This window comes from Acidovorax sp. 210-6 (assembly GCF_010020825.1).
Taxonomy (GTDB): Bacteria; Pseudomonadota; Gammaproteobacteria; order Burkholderiales; family Burkholderiaceae_C; genus Simplicispira; species Simplicispira sedimenti.
In genome coordinates, this window is record NZ_JAACJE010000001.1 from 2,903,079 (window position 1) to 2,924,133 (window position 21,055).

Consider the following 21,055-nt stretch of genomic DNA (forward strand, 5'->3'; position numbering starts at 1 on the left):
GCTTGACAGTCACATACGCCACGTTACGGCGAGAACTAGTCTTCTCCCTGGGGTCGAATGCCTCTGGCCAGAAGACTGATGAACACTTCTGCAACTTGATCACCTGTCAGTGTTCCATCGGCGTGGTACCACTGTGAAATGGAACCGATCGCCCCCATGAACCAGAAGACAGCCAATCTAGCATCGCAGGGGACGATCGAGCCATCTTCCACCCCCTCCTCAAGAATCTTGCGAAGCTGAAGATCGAACTTCCGGCGCCTCAGTGTGATCTTTTTTCGGTCTGCAGGTGTCATCGCAGAGAAATCGTGCAAGATCGCCGGAGCCCCCATCTGGTCCGTCAAGTGCGAGATGTAGTTCTTCATGAACGCAATGATCCGACCGTACCCAGTAGCCTCCGAGGCGATAGCGTCCTTGAGCACCTGATCGCCAATCTTCATTGCCAGTTCATGACACTCGTAGATCAACTCCTGCTTGTTCTTGAAATAGTAGTACAGCGCAGGTTTGCTGACATTCAATGCCTTGGCGATCTCGTCAAGTGACACGTTTTGGGACCCATGGCGGCCAAAGGCCCTCGATGCCTCGGCGATCACGGCCTGCCTTTTCAGCTTGTGCTGCTCGTTAGCGCTGCTGACTGCGTTATTCCACCTAGCGACTTTGGCGGGTCGTGTGGTGCCTACACGCGTCTGCGACTTCGGCTCGGCGTCGGTGGACTGACTCATAAAGATTGGTTTTTTTGCCTTGCGGAAAGGGCAAAGTTACTTAAAGGGGCATGATAGCAAGAGGGCAAGACGCGAACACTTCGCCGCACCCGCACCCTCATCACCAGGCTCCTTCAGCGTACTGCCTCTTCCTTCTCACCCATCGGGTGAGTTTGCTTGATCAGATCCAAGCCTCGCGAGCCATGACATTGCAGCCCGTCAGCTCGAACCAGCTACCGCCATCGATTCTATTTTACTTTAGAGTCAACTCTTTTTCCGTCCAGTAAGGGAAATTACCAGTTCTCACCCTGGACATCGAGAAGAAGAATCCGAGGGTTGCAAAGAAATGCCTGTGAAGGAGAGAGATGCCAGATCCAGTGGTGGTTTCCGAAGTGCGGAATCGGTCTCTGTGGATCCGATTGAACCGACCGGAGGCAATGAACTCGCTCTCGCCGTCAGTGCTAAAAGCTGTCGACAAGGCGCTGGACGAAGCACTTGAACAAGCTGATGTCATGACGGTAGTGCTCACTGGCACCGGTCGTGCCTTCTGCGCAGGTGCCGACCTCAAGTACATCAACGACCAACTGGGCGATCGCGGCACTAGTGGGTTTCTGGAAAGCGTCCAGCGCACCACGAATCGCTTGGATCGATTCCCCAAGCCCATCATCGCCGCGCTCAACGGATTGACTCTTGCCGGCGGCCTTGAGCTTGTGCTGTGCTGCGACTTGGTCATTGCAGCCCGCAGCGCGAGGATTGGCGACGCGCACGCCAACTACGGCCTACTTCCCGGTGGCGGCGCGTCGGTTCGCCTCCCCCGAACCATTGGCCTCACACGCGCGAAATATCTCCTTTACACCGGCGAGTTCGTGACGGCCGAGGAAATGCGGGAGGCCGGTTTGGTCAACCGGGTCGTGGACGATGCGCAACTGGAAGCGACAACCCAAGAAGTCGCGGACTTGATAGCCACCAAGAGTCCACTGGGCCTGCGTCGCATGAAGGCGCTGATAGATGATGGACTCGACCAGCCCGAGGACACGGCACTTCGCCTTGAATCGCTGGCCTCCGAGGTTCACACCCTCAGTTCCGACTTCCGGGAGGGACTGCAGGCTTTCGAGGCGAAACGTCCGCCCCGGTTCACCGGCAAGTGACCCCGCAGCCTAGTCATGAACATGCACCGTAGATACGAGGCACTTCAATGTCTTTTATTCGACGCCTATCGGCTGGTACCAGTTATTCGGACTGTTCCTTTCCGCGCTGCATTGACCCGATTGGCTCATGACTGCCCCGTTCAAGCACGGGCCATAGAAACGACTACTCCATCCCCTCTTACTTCAAGCTAAACCAAAATGAATCTGCAGCAACTCAAGGCGCGTTTGCGCCTACCAGTGATCGCATCGCCGATGTTCATCGTGTCCTATCCCGAACTGGTCATTGCCCAGTGCAAGGCTGGCATCATCGGATCCTTCCCCGCGCTCAATGCGCGTCCCGCGCATGTACTGGACGAGTGGCTGAACCGCATCACCACCGAGTTGGCCGAATACGACCGCCTGCATCCCGAGCAGCCTTCAGCGCCCTTTGCAGTCAACCAGATCGTGCATAAGACCAACGAGCGCTTGCACCAGGACATGGAGCTGTGCGTCAAATACAAGGTGCCGCTGGTGATCACCTCGATGGGTGCGCAGACTACGGTCAACGACGCGGTGCATTCCTACGGGGGCTTGGTGATGCACGACGTGATCAACCAGAAGTTTGCCCGTAAAGCGATTGAAAAAGGCGCCGACGGCCTGGTTCTGGTGGCCACGGGCGCGGGTGGCCACGCTGGTCGCCAGTCGCCCTTCGCCTTGGTTCAGGAGACACGCGCCTGGTTCGATGGTCCGATCGCGCTATCGGGCTCCATTGCCCACGGCTCCTCCATCCTCGCAGCCGAAGCCATGGGTGCCGACTTTGCCTATATCGGTTCGGCGTTCATTGCGACGCAGGAAGCCCATGCGCAGCCCGAGTACAAGAAGGCAGTCATCGAAGGCAGTGCTGAAGACATCGTCTACACCGACTTCTTCACGGGCGTTTGGGGTAACTACCTTGGCCCGTCCATCGTCGCCGCCGGCATGGATCCGCAGAACATGCCAAGTGCTCACCCTTCCGACATGGATTTCGGCGGCCCGGAAGGCGGTCCCAAAGTCAAGGCATGGAAGGACGTCTGGGGCTGCGGTCAGGGCATCGGTGTGCTGCACGACATCCCGTCGGCAGGCGAGTTGATCCAGCGCTTTGCCGATCAGTACCTTGCGGCCCAACAGCGCCTCGACCGACGGGTCGCCTGAGTCACTGTACAACGCCGAAGTCATTCACGAAGACCTTGTTGGGTCAAAGACTCGAATGAGTCATGCTTGACCTTCTGATCGATAGAGGGTGGCACCCATTTTTCCGCTCAACAACCCTCCCGCGAAAGAGTCCTGAACTGCCTAAGCGTAACCCAATCTGCCTCCCGCCTTTATTCCACCTTGGCTGAATGCTATGAATTCAAGAGCATTTGGCAACGCCAGGAAATTGAGGTCTTTTGCCAGCCCAGCGAGACGTTCCGTCATTGTCCCGTTGGAGACCGGGTTGTAGCATTTCTGTGCTGAATACGCATGCATTCCATATTCCGCACAACACTGCAACAACAGGAGACAAATATGGCGAATTACAAGCTGCTCATCAACGGTGAACTGGTCGATGGCGCTTCCACCATGGAAGTCATCAACCCCGCAACCGAAACGGTACTGGCCCTGTGCCCCCGCGCCGACGAGGCGCAAATGGAGGCCGCCATTCAAGCGGCAAAAGCCGCCTTTCCAGCCTGGTCTCGCCGCCCCATCGCGCAGCGCAGGGAAATGTTGCTGAAACTCGCTGACGCGATGGATGCGCAACAAAACGATTTGGCGCGCGTGCTGACCCAGGAGCAAGGTAAACCGCTCGGCGAAGCCACGACCGAGGTTTTATGGACGGCTCTATTCATCCGTGGCATTGCCAGCCAGGAACTGCCGGTCAAGATTCTTGAAGACAACGAGACCATGCGCGTTGAGCAGCACCGGCTACCGCTGGGTGTGGTGGGCGCCATCATTCCCTGGAATTTCCCACTGCTGCTGATGGCATTCAAATTGCCCGCCGCCCTGCTGGCTGGCAACACGATCATTATCAAGCCAGCCCCCACCACGCCTTTGGCCACCTTGAAGATTGGCGAGATCATGGCCGGCATTTTCCCGGCGGGCGTGGTCAACGTCGTCACCGACCAGAATGACCTGGGCGGCTATCTGACCCAGCACCCGGACGTGGCGAAGATCTCGTTCACAGGCTCATCCGCCACTGGGAAGAAAGTGATGGCATCCGCCGCAACCTCCCTCAAGCGCCTGACCCTGGAGCTGGGTGGGAATGATGCCGCCATCGTCCTGCCGGGCGCTGACCCGGCCAGCGTTGCCCAAGGCATCTTCAATGGGGCCTTTTTGAATGCCGGGCAGGTCTGCATCGCGGTCAAACGCGCTTATGTGCATGAATCAATTTATGACGATGTGGTTGACCGCCTCGCAGCCCTGGCAAAACAGGTGGTGGTCGGCAACGGATTGGACCAGGGCACCACGATGGGGCCCATACAAAACCGCATGCAATATGCAAAGCTCAAGGAATTCCTGGAAATAGCCAGGAAGGATGGCCGTATCGTGGCAGGCGGCGAAGCCGAGGGCCAAGCCGGATTCTTCATCCGTCCAACCATTGTGGCCGATATTAAGAATAGCTCGCGCCTGGTTCAGGAAGAGCAGTTCGGACCGGTCTTGCCTGTCATCAAATATTCCGACCCTGAAGAAGCACTGACCAGCGCAAACGATTCTCCCTGGGGTTTGGGCGGTTCCGTCTGGGGAGCGGATAGAGAAAAAGCGCGCGAGATTGCGTTGCGGATGTATTCAGGCACGACCTGGATCAACAAGCATCTTGATATTGGCCCCGCAATTCCCGTTTGCGGCGCCAAACAATCTGGAATGGGCGGAGAGCTGGCCGAGGAAGGATTGCTGGAATTCACGCAGCTTCATATCATCAACGAAGCCCGCTGATTTTCATGGGTTGAACCTGGGGATTCTCTCTACGAATCCCCAGGACGCAGCGCTACTTTGGCCCGCCGCCCTCAAAGCGATGAGCACAAATGCCCGCCGTCCACCGGCACGCAGGCGCCGGTCATCCACGACCCGGCCTCGGTCGCGAGCAGCAGGAACAGGCCGTTCAGCTCTTCCGGTTTGCCCAGGCGGCGCATCGGGACGCGCTGGATGAGCGCCTTGCCATAGGCGGTGTCCCACATGGCGTCGGTCATCTCGGTGCTGATGTAGCCCGGCTCGATGGCATTGACACGGATGCCGTGGCGCGCCCATTCGAGCGCCAGGCTCTTGGTCATGTGTACCACTGCGGCCTTGGACGTGGCATACAGCATGGCGCCCGGCATCACGCGCTCGCCCAGGATGGATGCGATGTTGATGATGGAGCCGCCCCGCCCGGCATCCACCCAGCGCTGCGCGGCACGCGCGGCCACCAGCCACACGCCGCGCACGTTGGTCGCCATCAGCGCATCGAAGTCGGCGGCAGGCAGCGTGAGCGACAGGCCGTCGTTGGCAGCCCCGGCGTTGTTGACCACCACGTCGAGCGTGACGCCCAAGGCGTCCAGTTCGGCAAAGGCGCCGTCGATGGACTGCTCGGAAGCCACATCCATTTCCAGCACCGTGACTTGCAGCGCACCGAGTTTTTCGAGTTCCAGCGCGAGCTTGTCGAGCCGGGCCTTGCGCCGCGCCGCGATCACCACCTTGGCCTTGCAACCGGCGGCCAGCCGGGCAAAGTTTTCGCCCAGGCCCGACGAGGCCCCCGTGACCAGCACCTGCTTGCTGGCCAGCATTGCACCCAGATCCATAGCGTCTCCTCTTCAGCGTTCACCATCGATGTCGCGAGGTTAGCGCAGGGCCCTCCGGCTATGGGGATGCCGCCTGCCTGCATCCGTCAAAAGAGGCTTCTTGTCAGCCGATAGAGACGATCCGTCATTGCCGCACCAAACACCGTTTCCTACGATCGCCTGCATCCCTTGAGGCACCCGGAGCGTCGCACAAAAGCACGCCACGGTGCCGACGCTCCGGCCCGATGGGCCAAGGCGTTGAGGGGCAAGTTCTGGAGACAACAAATGCTGCAACAGTCCGCCATGGAGTTGTCCATCGGCCATGTAGATGTGATGGAAACGGTCCTTGAAGGCCGCTTCCAGCACTGGGATCTTTCTTCCCCGGCAAAGCCTGCCGCAGTCCAGGCGACGCTGCAACGGCACGAATTCGCCGGGGCTTTCCTTGTGCATACCGTGACCGAACCCGGCGTCGGCCAGCTTCTGTCTGGACATTCGCCATTCGATGAGGTGCTCTGCCTGGGGCTGCAGCTGAACCTGAGCGGCCGGGTGCAGTTGCAGCAGTGGGATGCACCGGTTTGCGAGGGCGAAATGTTCCTCTGGCGCACCGACCAGCGGCAGGACCATGAGGTGCTGGAGCGCACCCACAGCGTGTCGCTGATGATTCCCTGGCAGCTCATGCGCGAGCAGCTGCCGAGGCGCAAGCAGCCGCCGACAGCCTGCCGCATGGATAGCCGCACAGGCGTGGGGGCGCTGTTGAGCCAGCACCTGATGGGGCTGGCCAAGGAGCTTGGCGCCATGCCGCCCTCTGCACACCTTGCCCTGTGCCGCACGGTGATAGGGCTGCTGGATCTTGCGTTGCCAGAGCCGGAGAGCGCCACCCGGTTCACGGCCATGGCCGCGTTGCGCGAACGGGCGCTGGCCTACATCGCCCAGCATTTGCACGAGGATGACCTGAGCCCGGCACGCATCGCCGCCGCGCTCGGCATTTCGCGGCGCTACCTGCACGCGCTGTTTGCGCAGGGCGACACCACGGTGGTCGGCCACATCCTGGAAAGCCGGTTGCAGGCGTGCTGGCGGGCACTGATTGACCCGGCCTGCAGGCACCAGCAAATCTCGCAGATCGCCTTCCACTGGGGCTTCAACTCCACCAGCCACTTTTGCCGCGCATTCAAGCAACGCTTTGGGATGCCGCCCAGCGATGCGCGCGGGATGGGAGTCCATGGCCCGGCCATGGGCCAGGCCCGGCCAGCCGGGTTTTCCCTTGTGCACGCAAAGTCACTCGCCATGCGCTGGCGGGCAAGACGTGCATGGGCTGAATGCCGACGATAGGCCAAGTCTTCCACCCTTCACCTTCACAGCACCCACTTTCCGAGGAACGCCCCCATGCTGCCGCAACTGCACCGCCAACCCTGGATGGACAGCGACATCGAGACCTTTCGTGACCAGGTTCGCCGCTACATCGCCGCCGAGATGGCTCCGCACCTGCCCGTCTGGCGCGAACAGGGCTACATCCCGCGCGAGGTCTGGCGGCCCTTCGGCGAAATGGGTTTCATGCTGCCCGAGCTGCCCGAGGAATACGGCGGCGCCGGGGCCAGCCTCGCCTACCAACTGGTGGTGCAGGACGAACTGACCCGGGCCGAGATGCCGAACAACGTCACGGTGCACAGCATCGCCTCGCACTACATCATGGACTTCGGCACCGAGGCGCAAAAGCAGCGCTGGCTGCCCAAGCTGGGCAGCGGCGAGATGCTGGTCGGCATTGCGATGACCGAGCCGGGCTGCGGCACGGACTTGAAAGCCATATCCACCCGCGCACGCCGCGATGGCGACCACTATGTGATCGACGGCGCCAAGACCTTCATCACCAACGGCTTTACCTGCAATCTGCTGATCGTGGTCGCGCGCACCGGCGAGGCAGGCAGCCGGGGGCTGTCGCTGATCGTGCTGGAGACAGAAAACCTGCCCGGATTCCGCGTGGGCCGCCTGCTCGAAAAGATCGGCATGCCCGCGTCGGACACGGCGGAACTGTTCTTCGACGGGGTGCGCGTGCCGGCCGATCAACTGCTGGGCGGCGTCGAAGGGCATGGCTTCAAGCAGTTGATGGGCCAGTTGCCCTACGAGCGCATGTCCATCGCCGTGCCGGCCGCAGCCGTCATCGACCGGGCGCTGGAGCTGACCATTGAATACACCAAGGAGCGCAAGATTTTCGGCGCGCCGCTGTTCGACATGCAGACCACGCGCCACAAGCTGGCCGAGCTGGCCACCATCGCCCACGTGGTGCGCACCTTCGTCAACGACTGCACCCAGCGGCTGCTGGACGGCACGCTGGACGACGAGGCCGCGTACATGGCCAAGTGGTGGTGTACCGAGCAGCAGTGCCGCGTGACCGATGAATGCCTGCAGTTGTTCGGCGGCTATGGCTTCATGGCCGAGTACCCGATCGCGCGCATGTACGCCGCCTCGCGCGTGCAGAAGATCTACGGCGGCGCGAACGAGGTCATGAAAGAACTGATCGCGAGGAAGCTGTGAACGCTGCGCACACGCTGCAAAGGCCGCTGCACGGCGTCCGTGTGGTGGAGTTCGAGGGCATCGGTCCAGGCCCGTTGGCCGCCATGATGCTGGCCGACATGGGCGCCGAGGTGACGGCGCTGGCGCGGGCCGAGCAGGCCGCCGGGGCGCAGTCGCTGGGCGGGGCGGCGGCCAACCCGCTGCACCGGGGCAAGACGGTCGAGATCACCGACCTGAAGTCGCCCGGCGGCAAGGCGCGCGCCCTGGATCTGATCGCACAGTCCGACGTTTTGATCGAGGGCTTTCGCCCCGGTGTGATGGAGCGGCTGGGCTTCGACCCCGCCGAATGCGCGGCGCTCAACCCCCGGCTGGTCTATGGCCGCATGACGGGCTGGGGCCAGGACGGCCCGCTTGCCCAGGCCGCCGGCCATGACCTGAACTACGTGGCGCTGACGGGCCTGCTGTCGCTGTCGGCGCACAGGGGGCAAGCGCCCATCGTGCCGCCCTCGGTACTCGGGGACGGTGCCGGGGCGCTGGGCATGGCTTTTGGCATCGCCTGCGCGCTGGTCGATGCACGGGCCACTGGTCGTGGCCGGGTCGTGGACGCCGCCATCATCGACATCGTGGCCATGCTGGGCACGCTGGTTCATTGGATTCGCGCCAACGGGCAGATCGACGGCGCACAGCCCAGCCCGTTCCACGATTCGCCGTTCTACGACGTGTACGCCTGCGCCGACGGCGGCTTCATCAGCCTCGGCGCGATCGAGCCGCCTTTCCACGCACTGCTGCTGTCCAGGCTGGGCCTGACGGACGTGAACCCCGCCGACCAGTACGACACGGCGACCTGGCCAGCGCTCAAGGCGCGCATCGCAGCCCTCATCCGCAGCCAGCCCAGGGCGCACTGGTGCGCATTGCTCGAAGGCAGCGACGCCTGCTTCGCACCCGTGCTCAGCCTCGCCGAGGCGGCGCGGCATCCGCACAACGCGGCACGGGGCATCTACCAGACCACCCCTTCCGGCGCCATCGAAGCGGCCCCGGCCCCACGGTTCCAGGCACTCAACGCAACCACCACCCAGGAGACAAAGAAATGACTGCTAACACCCACATCGTCCGCGGCTGCCCGTCCACCACCGGCAACGAGCGCCAGCTCAACACCACCACGCTGATCCGGCACGCCGCGCGCACCCACGGGGACCAGGAGATCGTCTACCGCACACCCGATGGCGGCTGGGACCGCTACACCTATGCCGACTGCTACGCCCGCGTCTGCCGCAGCGCCAATGCCCTGCGCGCGCTCGGTGTCGGGCCCGGCGACCGCGTCGGCATCCTGGACTGGAACAGCCGGCGCCATTTCGAGCTGTACTGGTCCATCCCCGGCCTGGGTGCCGTCATGTTGCAGATGAACCTGCGCCTGGGCGCCGAAGACCTGGGCTACGTGGTCGGCCACAGCCAGGTGTCCTACGTGTGCGTGGACGAGACATTGCTGCCCATTGCCGAATCCATTGCAGCGAATTCGCCCCAGATCAAGGGCTGGATCGTCATGACCGACAAGCCGCTGGATCAGATCAAGACCACGCTCAAGCCGCTGCTGCACTACGAAGACCTGCTGGCCGCCGCCGACACGAAGATCGACTGGCCCGAGATCGACGAAACCTCGGCCTACAGCGCTTGCTATACCACTGGCACCACGGGCCGGCCCAAGGGCGTGTACTACTCGCACCGCGGCATCTACATGCACTCCACGGGCATGGCCACCAACCTGGGCATGACGCTGGACGACTGCGTCATGCTCATCACCCCCATGTTCCACGGGCAATGCTGGGGCCTGCCGCAGGCCGCCACGCTGCTGGGCGACAAGATCGTGCTGCCGGGCCGCTACGCCGCCGAAGACACCAAGCCGTTGGTGGATGCCATGATCGCCGAGGGCGTGACGGTCACCAACGGCGCACCGGCCATCTTCCAGCCCATGCTGCAGTACATCGAGACGATGCCGGTCAAGCCGGACTTCAGCCGCATGCGCATGCTGTCCGGCGCGAGCGAGCCGCCGCTGTCGATGATGATCGGCTTCTATGAACTCACCGGCGCCGAGGTGGTGCATGGCTACGGCGCCACCGAAGCCACGACGCTGGTGACGATGAACCGCCTCAAGTCCACGCTCAGGAAGCGCCTGACCGAGGAAGAGCGCTGGAACCTCAAGCGCAAGCAGGGCCTGGTGCTGACCGGGGTGGACATCCGCATCGTCGATGCCGACGACAAGGACTTGCCGCACGACGGAAAGTCGGCGGGCGAGATCTGCGTGCGCGGCCCCTGGATCACGGCCAGCTACCACGACATGCCCGATTCCGGCGACCGCTTCCTGGAAGGCGGCTGGTGGCGCTCGGGCGATGTGGGCACGGTGGACGAGAACGGCTACCTCAAGGTCACCGACCGCATCAAGGACGTAATCAAGAGCGGCGGCGAATGGATCTCTTCCATCGACATGGAAAACCTGCTCATGGGCCACCCGGCCGTGCGCGACGCCGCGGTGGTCGGGGTTCCGCATCCGAAGTGGCAGGAACGGCCGCTGGCCCTGGTGGTGCTGAGGCCCGGCCAGCAGGCGACCCAGGAGCAATTGCAGGAACACCTGACCAGCGCCTTCGCAAAGTGGCAGTTGCCGGATCAGATCCTGTTCGTCGAGACCATCCCCAAGACCAGCGTCGGCAAGATCGACAAGAAGCGCATCCGCGCCGAGCAGGCAGACCGCTACGCCGAGTGACACCACTGTGCGCGACACCCACTTTCTACCCTGGAGAACCCCATGAACGACCATGAACCCGTAATCGTCGGCGCGCTGCGCACCCCCGTGGGCAAGCGCGGCGGGCGCTTGCACAAATGGCATCCCGTCGATCTGATGGCCGAGACGCTGCGCCAACTGGTCGAGCAATCCGGCGTGAACCCGGCAGACCTGGACGACGTGATCGTCGGCTGCGTGCTGCAGTGGGATCAGCAGCACGGCAACCTGGCCCGCCATGCCGTGCTGGCGGCGGGGCTGCCCGAATCCGTCCCGGCGGTGACGGTGGACCGGCAATGCGGCTCCGGCCAGCAGGCGGTGAGCTTTGCAGCACATGGCATCCAGGCCGGTGCCTACCAGTTGGCCATTGGCGGCGGGGTGGAGTCGATGTCGCAGGCGCCGCTGCCGCCGTCGTTCAAGCCCGGCGCGCCGCTGGGCTCGCAATACAGCCCGCGCGAACTGGCGCGCTACCAGGACAACCCGCTGATACCGCAAGGCGTGTCGTCGGAGTTGCTGAACACGCGCTTCGGCCTCACGCGCGAGACCCTGGATGCCTCCGCCGTGCGCAGCCACAAACGCGCCGCCGAGGCGATTCAGGCCGGTCGCATCAAGGATCAACTGGTGCATCTGACTGAGGATCCGGCCGACCCGAACAGCCCCGTCGTCGCCGCCGACGAGGGCGTGCGCCCCAACTCCGACCCCGAGAAGCTGGCCACGCTGAAAGCCGTGTTTGCCGCCGACGGCGCCACCACTGCCGGTAATTCGTCGCAGATCAGCGATGGTGCCGCCGCGCTGCTGATGGCCAGCCGCGCCTATGCCAAGAAGCACGGCCTGAAGCCGCGCGCGCGCTTCGTCAGCACGGCAGTGGCCGCCGCCGACCCGGTGATCCAATTCACCGCCGTGCTCGACTCCACCCGCAAGGCGCTGAAGGAGTCGGGCCTCACCATCAACGACATCGACCTGTTCGAGGTCAACGAAGCCTTTGGCGGCGTGCCGTTGATGTTCCAGAAGGAATTCGGCATCCCCGACGACCGCCTGAACGTCAACGGCGGCTCGATGGCCATCGGCCATCCGCTGGGCTCCACCGGCGCGCGCATGCTCACCGACCTGTTGTACGAACTGGAGCGCCGGGGCGCCCGCTATGGCCTGCAGACCATCTGCGAGGCGTCGGGCACGGCCAACACCACCATCATCGAGCGGCTGGCATGAGCGGGGCCACCATGAGCGAAACCAGCGAAGTGCTCGTCAGCCGCGAAGGCGCCGTCGTCACCCTGACCATCAACCGCCCGCGCGCGAAGAACAGCCTGAACGGCGCGGTGTTTGCGGGCCTGTCCGCACAGTTGGCGCAACTGCGCGACGACGATGCCGTGCGGGCCGTCGTCATCACCGGCGCCGAGGGCGTGTTTTGCGCCGGTGCCGACATCACGGCGTTTGACGTGCTGCGCGCCACGCCGCTGCTGGGCGACCGCTCGGCGACGGGCTGGGACTTCTTTGCGGCGCTGGGGCGTTTTCCCAAGCCCGTCATCGCGGCGGTGGAAAAGCTCGCGCTGGGCGGCGGCACCGAACTGGCGCTGGCCTGCGACATCGCCATCGCCGGCGAGTCCGCCAAGTTCGGCGTGCCGGAAGTCAAGCTGGGCGCCATCCCCGGTGCGGGCGGCACCCAGCGCCTGGTTCATGCCATCGGCAAGTCCAAGGCCATGGCCCTGCTGCTGACTGGCGATTTCATGGACGCCCGCAAGGCTTGCGACGTCGGCATCGTGGCCGAAGTGACGGCGGACGGCCAGGCCCTGCCGACGGCGCTGGCGATGGCCCGCCGGATTGCGGCCAATTCGCCGCTGGCCGTGGCGCTGGCCAAGGATGCGGCCCTGGCCAGCTTTGAAACCCCGCTCGCCCAGGGCCTGGAGCATGAGAAGCGCAATTTCGTCGTCGCCTTGCGTTCCGCCGACAACCTGGAAGGGCAAGCCGCATTCCTGGCCAAGCGCACCCCCCAATTCACCGGCCAATAGCGCCCGTCCGTCACCTCACAAGGAAAAACCATGCAACTCAATTCCGACATTTCCGCCGTCATCACCGGCGGGGCTTCCGGCCTGGGGTCTGCCACGGCCCGGCGCCTGGCCAGCCATGGCGTCAAGGTCGCCATCTTCGACATGAACGAAGCCGTCGGCCAGGCGCTGGCCAACGAGCTTGGCGGCGTTTACTGCAACGTGGACGTGACGTCCGAGGAGCAGGTGGACGCCGCCTTCGCCAAGGCCCGCGCCGCCATCGGGCAGGAGCGCATCCTGGTCAATTGCGCCGGCACGGCCGACGCCGCCAAGACCGTCAGCCGCGACAAGAAGACCGGCGAAATCCGCCCGAGCCCCACGGATCGCTTCAACCGCATCGTGCAGATCAACCTGGTGGGCACCTTCCGTTGCATCGCCAAATCAGCCGCGGGCATGTTGACGCTCGCGCCGCTGGCCGACGGTGATCGCGGCGTCGTGGTCAACACCGCTTCGGCGGCCGCCGTGGATGGCCAGGTCGGCCAGGCCAGCTACGCCGCCAGCAAGGCCGCCGTCATGGGCATGACCCTGCCCATCGCGCGCGACCTGATGGACGAAGGCATTCGCGTCAACACCATCCTGCCGGGGCTGTTCGGCACGCCCCTGCTGAAAAGCCTGCCCGACCCCGTCCAACAGGCCCTGGCCGCTTCCGTGCCCTGCCCCAAGCGGCTGGGCGAGCCCGACGAGTACGCGCAGGCGGTCGAGTTCCTGGTCACTTGCGGCTACATGAACGCTGAGTCCATCCGCGTGGATGGCGCCCTCCGCATGGCGCCGCGCTGACGCCTTGAGCCGTTGAAGAGCTGCGGATAGCCGTCGCACGCCGTCGTGAGCACTCGCCATGATTGACCTGCATTACGCGCCCACACCCAATGGCTGGAAGATCTCCATCCTGCTGGAGGAACTGGAGCTTCCCTATACGGTGATTCCGGTCAACATCCGCGCTGGGGAGCAATTCAGGCCGGAATTCCTGGCGATCAGCCCGAACAACCGCATTCCGGCCATCGTGGACCATGCGCCGCTCGACGGCGGCGGCCCGCTGTCGGTGTTCGAGACCGGCGCCATCCTGGTCTATCTGGCCCGTAAAGCCAACCGGTTCCTACCCACGGATCTGCGCGGCTTCACCCAGACCATGCAATGGGTGATGTGGCAGGTGAGCGGGCTGGGACCCATGCTCGGCCAGCATGGCCACTTTGCGCTGTATGCACAAGAAAAGATCGCCTACGCCATCGAGCGCTACCGCGACGAAGCGGCACGGCTGTATCGCGTGCTCGATACCCAGCTCGGCAAGACCGGCGCCTATGTCGCTGGCACCGAGTACGGCATCGCCGACATCGCCTGCTTTCCCTGGGCCATGACCCACAAGGCGCAAGGCTTCACGCTCGACGATTTTCCCCACGTCAAGCGCTGGTACGCCAGCGTGCGCGCCCGGCCGCAGGTGCAGGCGGGGCTGGCGGTCGGCAAATTCGAGAAGGAGCCTCTGGACGACGAAGCAAGAAAGAACATGTTCGGCCAGAAGGCCAAGGAGATGGCACACCGCATGTCGCCCAACAACCAGCGAGAAACACCATGATCGAATTCTTCTTCGACTGCTCCAGCCCCTGGACCTATCTCGCCTTCCACAACATCCAGCCGCTCGCCGACGAACTGGGCGTCGAGGTCACATGGCGGCCCATCCTGGTCGGCGGCATCTTCAACACAATCAATCCGACCGTCTACGCCTCGCGCGAGACGCCGGTGCCGCAGAAGGCCCGCTACCTGAAAAAGGATCTGGCAGATTGGGCCCGCTCGACGGGGCTTGCGATCAAGATGCCGCCGACGGTGTTTCCCGTCAACAGCGTGAAGGCGATGCGCGGCTGCGTCTGGCTCGGCAACGACATGGTGCCGTTTGCCCGCGCCATATTTGAAGCCTATTGGGGCGAGGACCAGGACATCTCGCAGGATTCGGTGCTGACCCATGTGTGCCAGCGCATTGGCATCGATCCCGCCCCATTCTTTGCAGGCATCGGCGAGCAGGCGATCAAGGATCAGCTCAAGGCCAACACCGATGAGGTGGTCGCGCGCGGCGGCTTTGGCTCGCCGACCATCTTTGTGGACAAGACCGACATGTATTTCGGCAACGACCGCATGCCGCTGATCCGCGAAGCCGTGCTGCGCCTGCAAGGGAAGACGGCCTGATACCGCAAGCAGGGTTCACCCATCCATTCATCTCACCACCACCACAGGAGACATCATGCAAAAAAGACAATTCATCACCATGCTTTCCGGCGCCATGCTGACCGGCGTTTCTGGCCTGGTCCGCGCGCAGGGCGCAGGCACCCCGGGCGTGACGGATCGCGAGATCAAGATCGGCTCGACCGGGCCGCTCAGCGGCCCGGCCGCAGGCTATGGCGTCGTCGGCAAGACCATGTCTGCATGGTTTGACCTGGTCAACGCCGAGGGCGGCGTGAATGGGCGCCAGCTCAAGCTGGTGCTGGCCGACGATGGCTACAGCCCGCCGAAAACCCTGGAGCAATCGCGCCGCCTGGTGGAGCGCGATCAGGTGGCTTTTCTCGCGGCGCAGATAGGCTCGTCCACTGGGCTGGCGTCGCGCAGCTATCTCAACAACGCCAAAGTACCGCAACTCTTCGTTTCGTCCGGCTCTGCCACGTGGCTGGATGATGCGGCTAAGTTCCCCTGGAGCATGGGCTGGCTGCCCCTGTACACCGACGAAGGGCGCATCCTGGCCAGGCACATCCTGCAGACGCGGCCCAACGCGAAGATCGCCATGTTCTACCAGAACGACGACGCCGGTAAGGATGTGCTGCGTGGCGTGAAGGAGGGCCTGGCCGCTGCCGGGAAGCAGCTCGTGCGCGAAGATTCGCACGAGGTGTCGGATCCGACGGTGGACTCGCAGATCGTCTCCATGCAGGCCTCGGGCGCGGACGTGCTGGTGGCGTGGGGTTCGCCCAAAGCCACCCTCCAGTCGCTGCGCAAGGCCCATGACATCGGCTGGAAGCCAGCCATCTACATCAACCCGAGCGCATCTTCGGTGCCTGCGGTGCTGACCCCGGTGGGGCTGGACAAGGTCAAGGGCGTCATGAGCGCCGCCTTCCTCAAGGATCCGAGCGATCCGACCTGGAAGGACGACCCTGGTACCTTGGCCTGGAATGCCTTCATGGACAAGTACAACAAGGGCGCGGCCAAGGAGTACCTCGCCGTGCTCGGTGCCAGCGTTGGACAAACGGTGGTTCAGTTGCTCAAGCAGTGCGGCAACGACCTCTCGCGCGAGAACATCATGCGCCAGACGCGCCGCCTGGACATGGAGCTGCCCATGATGTTGCCGGGCCTGCGCATCAAGACCAGCGATGCTCGCCCTCACCCGATACCGGACATGCGCATCCAGCAGTTCGACGGCACGAGCTGGAAGGTGATGCCGTCCTGACGGGGCGAGCGCAGCGATGGAACCCATTCTTTCCGTACGCGACCTGACGATCCGCTTCGGCGGTGTCGTCGCGCTGGACGCCTTCTCGATGGACGTGCCCGAGGGCAGCATCTTCGGCCTGATCGGGCCGAACGGTGCTGGCAAGACGACCTGCTTCAACTGCATCAGCGGCTTGTACCGGCCCACACACGGCAGCGTGCGCTTCGCAGGCACCGAACTGACGCGCCTGCCGCGCCACGGTGTCGCCCGGCTGGGCCTGAGCCGCACGTTCCAGAACGTGGCGCTCTACCCCTCGCTCACGGTGCGCGAGAACGTGATGGTGGGCGCGCATGCGCGGCTGCCGGTGTCGATGCTGGGCGCCGCGCTGCGCACGCCCGCCGTCCGCGCCGCCGAGGAAGAAATCGCGCACTCGGCTGACGCGGCGCTGGCCACGCTGCGGCTGTCCGCGTATGCCGACCGGGGCGTGGCGGAGCTGCCTGTGGGCATCCAGCACCGCGTGGAAATCGCGCGGGCGTTGGTGACGCGACCCAAGCTGCTGCTGCTCGACGAACCTGCCGCTGGCCTCACCGCTGGCGAGGTCGATGAACTGCGCGAGGTGCTGCTGCGCCTGCATGAAGAGTTGAAGTTGAGCATGGTGGTCGTGGAGCACAACATGCGCTTCGTGATGAAAACCTGCTCCGACCTCGCGGTGCTGAGCTTTGGCCGCAAGCTCGCCCAGGGCTCGCCCGAGGAGGTGGCCAACAACGACGCCGTGCTCGATGCCTATCTGGGAGGTGTGCTGTGACCCAACGGCTTGAAATCCGCAACCTCGCGGTGGCCTATGGCCGCACGGCGGTGGTACATGGCATCGACCTGCACGTGCAGGCAGGCGAGATGGTGGCGCTGCTCGGCGCCAACGGCGCGGGCAAGACCTCCATCCTGCGCGCCATCAGCCACCAGCAGGTGACGGCCACGGGCACGCTGCGCTTCGAGGGCCAGGACATCATCGGCATGGCCGCGCCCGCCATCGCCTCGCTGGGCATTGCCCACGTACCGGAAGGGCGCGGCACCTTTGGCGACCTGACGGTGCTGGAGAACCTGCGCGTGGGCGCCATCCACCGCCGCGACAAGGACGGCATCGAGCAGGACATCGCCCGCATGCAGACGCTGTTCCCCAAGCTGTCCAGCCGCGCGAAGCAGGCGGCGGGCACGCTCAGCGGCGGCGAGCAGCAGATGCTGGCCATCGCCCGCGCGCTGATGATGCGCCCCAAGATGCTGCTGCTGGACGAGCCCTCGTTCGGCATCGCGCCGCGCGTGACGCAGGAGATCTACGAACTCCTGCACCAGTTGCGCGAAACCGAGCACCTCACGGCCCTCATCGTGGAGCAGAACGCCCAGGTTGCGCTGAACCTGGTCAACCGGGCCTATGTGCTCGAAAGCGGACGCATCACCGCCCAGGGCACCGCTGCCGAGCTGCGCGAAGACGACGCCGTGCGCCGCAGCTACCTCGGCCACTGAACAAACAAAGGTTCACCATGCAAGCATTTCTTCACCAGATAGCTTCGGGCCTGGCGGCGGGCGGCATCTATGCCAGCTTGGCCATCGCGCTCGTGCTCATCTACCGCTGCACTTCGTCCGTCAATTTCGCGCAGGGCGAACTGGCGATGTTTTCCACCTACATGAGCTGGGCGCTGGTTCAGGCTGGCGCGTCGTGGTGGGTAGCCTTCGCCGTCGTGGTCGTGGGTGCCTTCCTGCTCGGGCTGGCGCTGGAGCGGGTCATCTTCCAGCCCCTGCGGCACAAGCCGGTGCTCTCGGTCGTGGCGGCCAGCATCGCGCTGCTCATCATCTTGAACAGCCTGGTCGGCTGGCTGTTCGGGCATGAAATGCTGGAGTTCGCCACGCCTTTCGGCGGTGTCCTTGGCCGTGCCGAGCCCTATCTCTCGGCCCATGAGGTCGGCGTTCTGCTCGTCACCCTGGCCGAACTGGCGGCGGTGTTCGTGTTCTTCCGCTTCACGCGCTTCGGCCTGGCGATGCGCGCGGTGGCGGTGAATGCGCCGTCGGCGGAACTGTCGGGCATCAGCACCAACAAAGTGCTGGCCGTGGGCTGGGGCCTGGCTGCGGTGGCTGGTGCCGTGGCGGGGCTGATGGCCGCGCCCATCGTGTTCCTGGAGCCGTCGATGATGATGGGGCCGCTGATCTACGCATTGGCGGGCGCGCTGCTGGGCGGCATCGCCAGCCCCGTGGGCGCCGTGGCCGGGGGCTTTGCCATCGGGGTGCTGGAGAACCTGCTGGGTGCCTACGTGGTCGGCAACGACCTCAAGCTGACCTGCATCATGCTGCTGATCATCGCGATGCTGGTCTTGCGGCCTGCGGGCATCTTCGGCAAGACGGCCCAGGTGAGGGTGTGAGCATGAGCACCGTGAACACCCCCCTCACCCCCCGCTCGGCGCCAACGCCCGCCTGGCTGCGCTGGGCGGCCCCGGTGGCCGGACTCGCGCTGCTGGCCTGGTCCTTCGGCTGGCAAAGCTACCCGCTGTACGTGATGACCCAGGTACTGATCTACGGCATCGCCATCATGGGCCTGAACCTGCTCACCGGGTACACGGGCCAGATCTCGCTCGGCCACAGCGCCTTCTTCGCCATCGGCGCCTATGCGGCGGCGGTGCTCTCGCACCAGTTGGGCTGGCCGTTCTACGTGGGCGTGCCGGTGGCGGCGCTGCTGTGCTTCGGGGCCGGCTTCCTCTTCGGCTTTCCTGCGCTGCGGCTGCCCATGCTCTATTTGGCGCTGTCCACCTTCGCGGTGGCGGTGGTCACGCCGCAGGCGCTCAAGTGGAAGAAGATCGAGTGGCTGACCGGCGGCGTGGCGGGCATCGTGCTGGAAAAGCCCGTGTTCCCAGGCATGCTGGCCGACCGGGCGGACTGGGCCATCATGGCCTGCGCCGCGGCCTGCGCGCTGTGCGCCTTCCTGCTGGCGCGGCGGATCCTCGGCGCACAGTTCGGCCGCCTGGTGGACGCCTCGCGCGACCAGCCACTCGCGGCGGCGGCGGGCGGGCTCAACATCACTGCCCTGCGCACGCAAATGTTCGGCCTCAGCGCGGCGTTCACCGGCCTGGCCGGTGCCCTGAGCGTGGTGGCAGGCCAGTTCGTCGCGCCCGAGAACTTCCCCTTCCTGCTGTCGGTGTCCCTGCTGGTGGGCAGCTTCGTGGGTGGGGTGCGCAGCCTGTGGGGCGCCTTCCTGGGTGCTGCCTTCATCGTGCTCACGCCCAACCTGGCCGAGAGCGTGTCGCAATCCGCCCCGTGGATGATTTTTGGCTTCGCGCTGCTCGCGGTGGTATTCCTGGCACCCAATGGTGTGAGCGGCTGGATTACGGCCCTTTGGCGCAGCCGAGCAAGTTCTTCTTCATCCGCCTGACCGTAAGCGCTTTCCCAGTGTTGGCGGCGACCACGGCGCCGTTGTCAGCACCGCTTCGGTCGCCGCGCTGGCGCCTGAAATCGTGACCCATCAAGGAACGTCAACATGTCTGGAAATCCGATCCTTCTCGAAAAGGATGGCGCTGTTGCGACCATCACCCTCAATGCGCCCCAGAAAAAGAATGCGCTGAGCAGGTCGGTCATCAACCTGCTCGCTGGCGTCATTGCGGATGTCGAACGCGATGCCTCGATTCGGGCGTTGCTGCTGCGCGGCGAGGGCCGGATGTTCAGTTGCGGCGGCGACATCGACGAAATGGTGGCCGCAGGCGATGCGTTGTCCACCCTGGTCGATGACGAGTTGAGTGTGGCCGAAAGCATGATTCCCCAATTCGCCAGCCTGCCGTTCCCGGTGGTCTGCGCCGTACAAGGCGCGGTCGCCGGGGGCGGTCTCGCGCTGGCCTTGGCGTCTGACTACCTGATTGCCGCCCATGGAACGAAGTTTGTGGCGGCCCATACCGGCCTTGGATACCCAGGGGATCTTGGCATCAGCTGGCTCCTGCCGCGCGCAGTGGGCGGGCGGCGCGCACGCGACATGATCCTGACCAATCGCGCAGTGACTTCGGACGAAGCCCTGGCCTGGGGATTGGTCGAGAAAGTGGTTCCCGGCGAGAGCCTGCTGGAGGAAGCGCGGCGCATGGCGGTGCAATTCTCGGCCGGCCCGACGCAAGGTTATGCGGGCGCCAAGCGCCTGCAACTCGCGGCCTTCCAGGGTGATCTGGCGGCCTCCTTGAGGCTGGAGGCGGCCGAGATGCACCGGGCCTCGAAAACTGCGGATTCTCTGGAGGCAGTTCGCGCCTTCGTCGAAAAGCGGACGCCGCAGTTTATCGGGCGCTGACCGGTGTGAATCACACGCAGCATCGTCCTGGTAAGTCAGCCATCCTCGCGCGCTCTGAGGCACGGGACGGACTGGACGCAGTGTCCTGGGACGAGTTGCGCCGCCAGGTCGCGGCCATGGCTGCGGGGCTGCGCCGGATGGGCGTCGTCGAAGGTGATCGGGTGGTGGCCTACCTGCCCAATATTCCCGAAACCATCGTGGCCTTCCTGGCTTGCGCCAGCATCGGCGCGATCTGGTCGATGTGTTCCCCTGACATGGGCACGCACAGCGCGCTGGATCGGGTCCATCAGATAGCGCCCAAGGTCTTGCTGGCCGTTGACGGCTACCGCTACGGCGGCAAGGTCGTCGCCAACCCTTCCGGCGGCCTGCTCTCCAAGGCCCACCCCCTGGGCGCCACAGGCTTGGCGCAATGCAACGAACTGGTCGAGCAACCGCGC

General features: G+C 64.4%; 20 protein-coding genes and 1 pseudogene. 19 read left to right on the top strand and 2 right to left on the bottom strand.

What is annotated here, in order from left to right; all coding sequences use genetic code 11:
- Nucleotides 1-35: 35 nt before the first annotated feature.
- Nucleotides 36-719 carry a TetR/AcrR family transcriptional regulator gene (locus GWK50_RS13480; protein WP_108497099.1) on the bottom strand — a complete coding sequence of 228 codons (684 nt, stop codon included), beginning with the start codon at nucleotides 717-719 and terminating at the stop codon, nucleotides 36-38.
- 344 nt (nucleotides 720-1,063) lie between these two features.
- Here GWK50_RS13480 and GWK50_RS13485 point away from each other — a divergent pair, with 344 nt between their 5' ends.
- The 3 genes from GWK50_RS13485 to GWK50_RS13495 all read left to right on the top strand — a co-directional run bounded on the left by GWK50_RS13485 (nucleotide 1,064) and on the right by GWK50_RS13495 (nucleotide 4,774).
- Complete coding sequence (locus GWK50_RS13485; RefSeq protein ID WP_108497098.1) at nucleotides 1,064-1,846, top strand: enoyl-CoA hydratase/isomerase family protein; 783 nt, start codon at nucleotides 1,064-1,066, stop codon at nucleotides 1,844-1,846.
- A gap of 198 nt (nucleotides 1,847-2,044) precedes the next feature.
- Nucleotides 2,045-3,016 (top strand): nitronate monooxygenase family protein, encoded by a 972-nt coding sequence (locus GWK50_RS13490; RefSeq protein WP_108497097.1) that lies wholly within the window; start codon nucleotides 2,045-2,047, stop codon nucleotides 3,014-3,016.
- A gap of 354 nt (nucleotides 3,017-3,370) precedes the next feature.
- Nucleotides 3,371-4,774 (top strand): aldehyde dehydrogenase family protein, encoded by a 1,404-nt coding sequence (locus GWK50_RS13495; protein WP_108500050.1) that lies wholly within the window; start codon nucleotides 3,371-3,373, stop codon nucleotides 4,772-4,774.
- A 71-nt stretch (nucleotides 4,775-4,845) separates the two neighbouring features.
- Here the strand turns inward: GWK50_RS13495 and GWK50_RS13500 are convergent, their stop codons facing one another.
- The gene (locus GWK50_RS13500; RefSeq protein WP_108500051.1) at nucleotides 4,846-5,616 is read right to left on the bottom strand and encodes an SDR family oxidoreductase; all 771 of its coding nucleotides are present in this window, start codon (nucleotides 5,614-5,616) and stop codon (nucleotides 4,846-4,848) included.
- A gap of 264 nt (nucleotides 5,617-5,880) precedes the next feature.
- On the opposite strand from GWK50_RS13500, the gene GWK50_RS13505 reads away from it, so the two are divergent.
- The 16 genes and pseudogenes from GWK50_RS13505 to GWK50_RS19915 form a co-directional block, all read left to right on the top strand.
- Entirely contained in the window at nucleotides 5,881-6,924 is a 1,044-nt protein-coding gene (locus tag GWK50_RS13505) for a helix-turn-helix domain-containing protein (protein ID WP_242455375.1), read from the top strand.
- 54 nt (nucleotides 6,925-6,978) lie between these two features.
- Nucleotides 6,979-8,124, top strand: coding sequence for an acyl-CoA dehydrogenase family protein (locus GWK50_RS13510; protein WP_162016929.1), 1,146 nt, complete (start codon nucleotides 6,979-6,981; stop codon nucleotides 8,122-8,124).
- Nucleotides 8,121-9,194 (top strand): CaiB/BaiF CoA-transferase family protein, encoded by a 1,074-nt coding sequence (locus GWK50_RS13515; protein ID WP_108498580.1) that lies wholly within the window; start codon nucleotides 8,121-8,123, stop codon nucleotides 9,192-9,194. The genes GWK50_RS13510 and GWK50_RS13515 overlap by 4 nt, the downstream gene beginning before the upstream one ends.
- Nucleotides 9,191-10,858 (top strand): long-chain fatty acid--CoA ligase, encoded by a 1,668-nt coding sequence (locus GWK50_RS13520; protein ID WP_162016930.1) that lies wholly within the window; start codon nucleotides 9,191-9,193, stop codon nucleotides 10,856-10,858. The genes GWK50_RS13515 and GWK50_RS13520 overlap by 4 nt, the downstream gene beginning before the upstream one ends.
- A gap of 42 nt (nucleotides 10,859-10,900) precedes the next feature.
- Nucleotides 10,901-12,082, top strand: a complete 1,182-nt coding sequence (locus tag GWK50_RS13525; RefSeq protein WP_042919595.1) for a thiolase family protein — start codon at nucleotides 10,901-10,903, stop codon at nucleotides 12,080-12,082.
- Complete coding sequence (locus GWK50_RS13530; RefSeq protein WP_108500011.1) at nucleotides 12,079-12,879, top strand: enoyl-CoA hydratase-related protein; 801 nt, start codon at nucleotides 12,079-12,081, stop codon at nucleotides 12,877-12,879. Before GWK50_RS13525 ends, GWK50_RS13530 begins: the two co-directional genes overlap by 4 nt.
- A gap of 30 nt (nucleotides 12,880-12,909) precedes the next feature.
- On the top strand, nucleotides 12,910-13,692 hold the full coding sequence (locus GWK50_RS13535; RefSeq protein WP_108500010.1) for an SDR family NAD(P)-dependent oxidoreductase: 783 nt from the start codon (nucleotides 12,910-12,912) through the stop codon (nucleotides 13,690-13,692).
- 58 nt (nucleotides 13,693-13,750) lie between these two features.
- Nucleotides 13,751-14,482 (top strand): glutathione binding-like protein, encoded by a 732-nt coding sequence (locus GWK50_RS13540; RefSeq protein WP_162016931.1) that lies wholly within the window; start codon nucleotides 13,751-13,753, stop codon nucleotides 14,480-14,482.
- Nucleotides 14,479-15,087 (top strand): 2-hydroxychromene-2-carboxylate isomerase, encoded by a 609-nt coding sequence (locus GWK50_RS13545; protein ID WP_016452535.1) that lies wholly within the window; start codon nucleotides 14,479-14,481, stop codon nucleotides 15,085-15,087. Before GWK50_RS13540 ends, GWK50_RS13545 begins: the two co-directional genes overlap by 4 nt.
- A 55-nt stretch (nucleotides 15,088-15,142) precedes the next feature.
- Entirely contained in the window at nucleotides 15,143-16,333 is a 1,191-nt protein-coding gene (locus GWK50_RS13550; RefSeq protein ID WP_162016932.1) for an ABC transporter substrate-binding protein, read from the top strand.
- A 16-nt stretch (nucleotides 16,334-16,349) separates the two neighbouring features.
- The gene (locus GWK50_RS13555; protein WP_108497942.1) at nucleotides 16,350-17,117 is read left to right on the top strand and encodes an ABC transporter ATP-binding protein; all 768 of its coding nucleotides are present in this window, start codon (nucleotides 16,350-16,352) and stop codon (nucleotides 17,115-17,117) included.
- Nucleotides 17,114-17,830 (top strand): ABC transporter ATP-binding protein, encoded by a 717-nt coding sequence (locus tag GWK50_RS13560; protein WP_233250342.1) that lies wholly within the window; start codon nucleotides 17,114-17,116, stop codon nucleotides 17,828-17,830. The genes GWK50_RS13555 and GWK50_RS13560 overlap by 4 nt, the downstream gene beginning before the upstream one ends.
- 17 nt (nucleotides 17,831-17,847) lie before the next feature.
- A complete protein-coding gene (locus GWK50_RS13565; protein WP_108497940.1) occupies nucleotides 17,848-18,720 on the top strand; it encodes a branched-chain amino acid ABC transporter permease in 873 nt (290 codons plus the stop codon).
- 2 nt (nucleotides 18,721-18,722) lie between these two features.
- The gene (locus GWK50_RS13570; protein WP_197905016.1) at nucleotides 18,723-19,724 is read left to right on the top strand and encodes a branched-chain amino acid ABC transporter permease; all 1,002 of its coding nucleotides are present in this window, start codon (nucleotides 18,723-18,725) and stop codon (nucleotides 19,722-19,724) included.
- Nucleotides 19,725-19,829: 105 nt separating this feature from the next.
- Nucleotides 19,830-20,618 carry an enoyl-CoA hydratase/isomerase family protein gene (locus GWK50_RS13575; RefSeq protein WP_108497939.1) on the top strand — a complete coding sequence of 263 codons (789 nt, stop codon included), beginning with the start codon at nucleotides 19,830-19,832 and terminating at the stop codon, nucleotides 20,616-20,618.
- A gap of 29 nt (nucleotides 20,619-20,647) precedes the next feature.
- A pseudogene (locus GWK50_RS19915) lies at nucleotides 20,648-20,959 on the top strand (AMP-binding protein); the annotation flags it as partial.
- Between the last annotated feature and the right edge of the window lie 96 nt (nucleotides 20,960-21,055).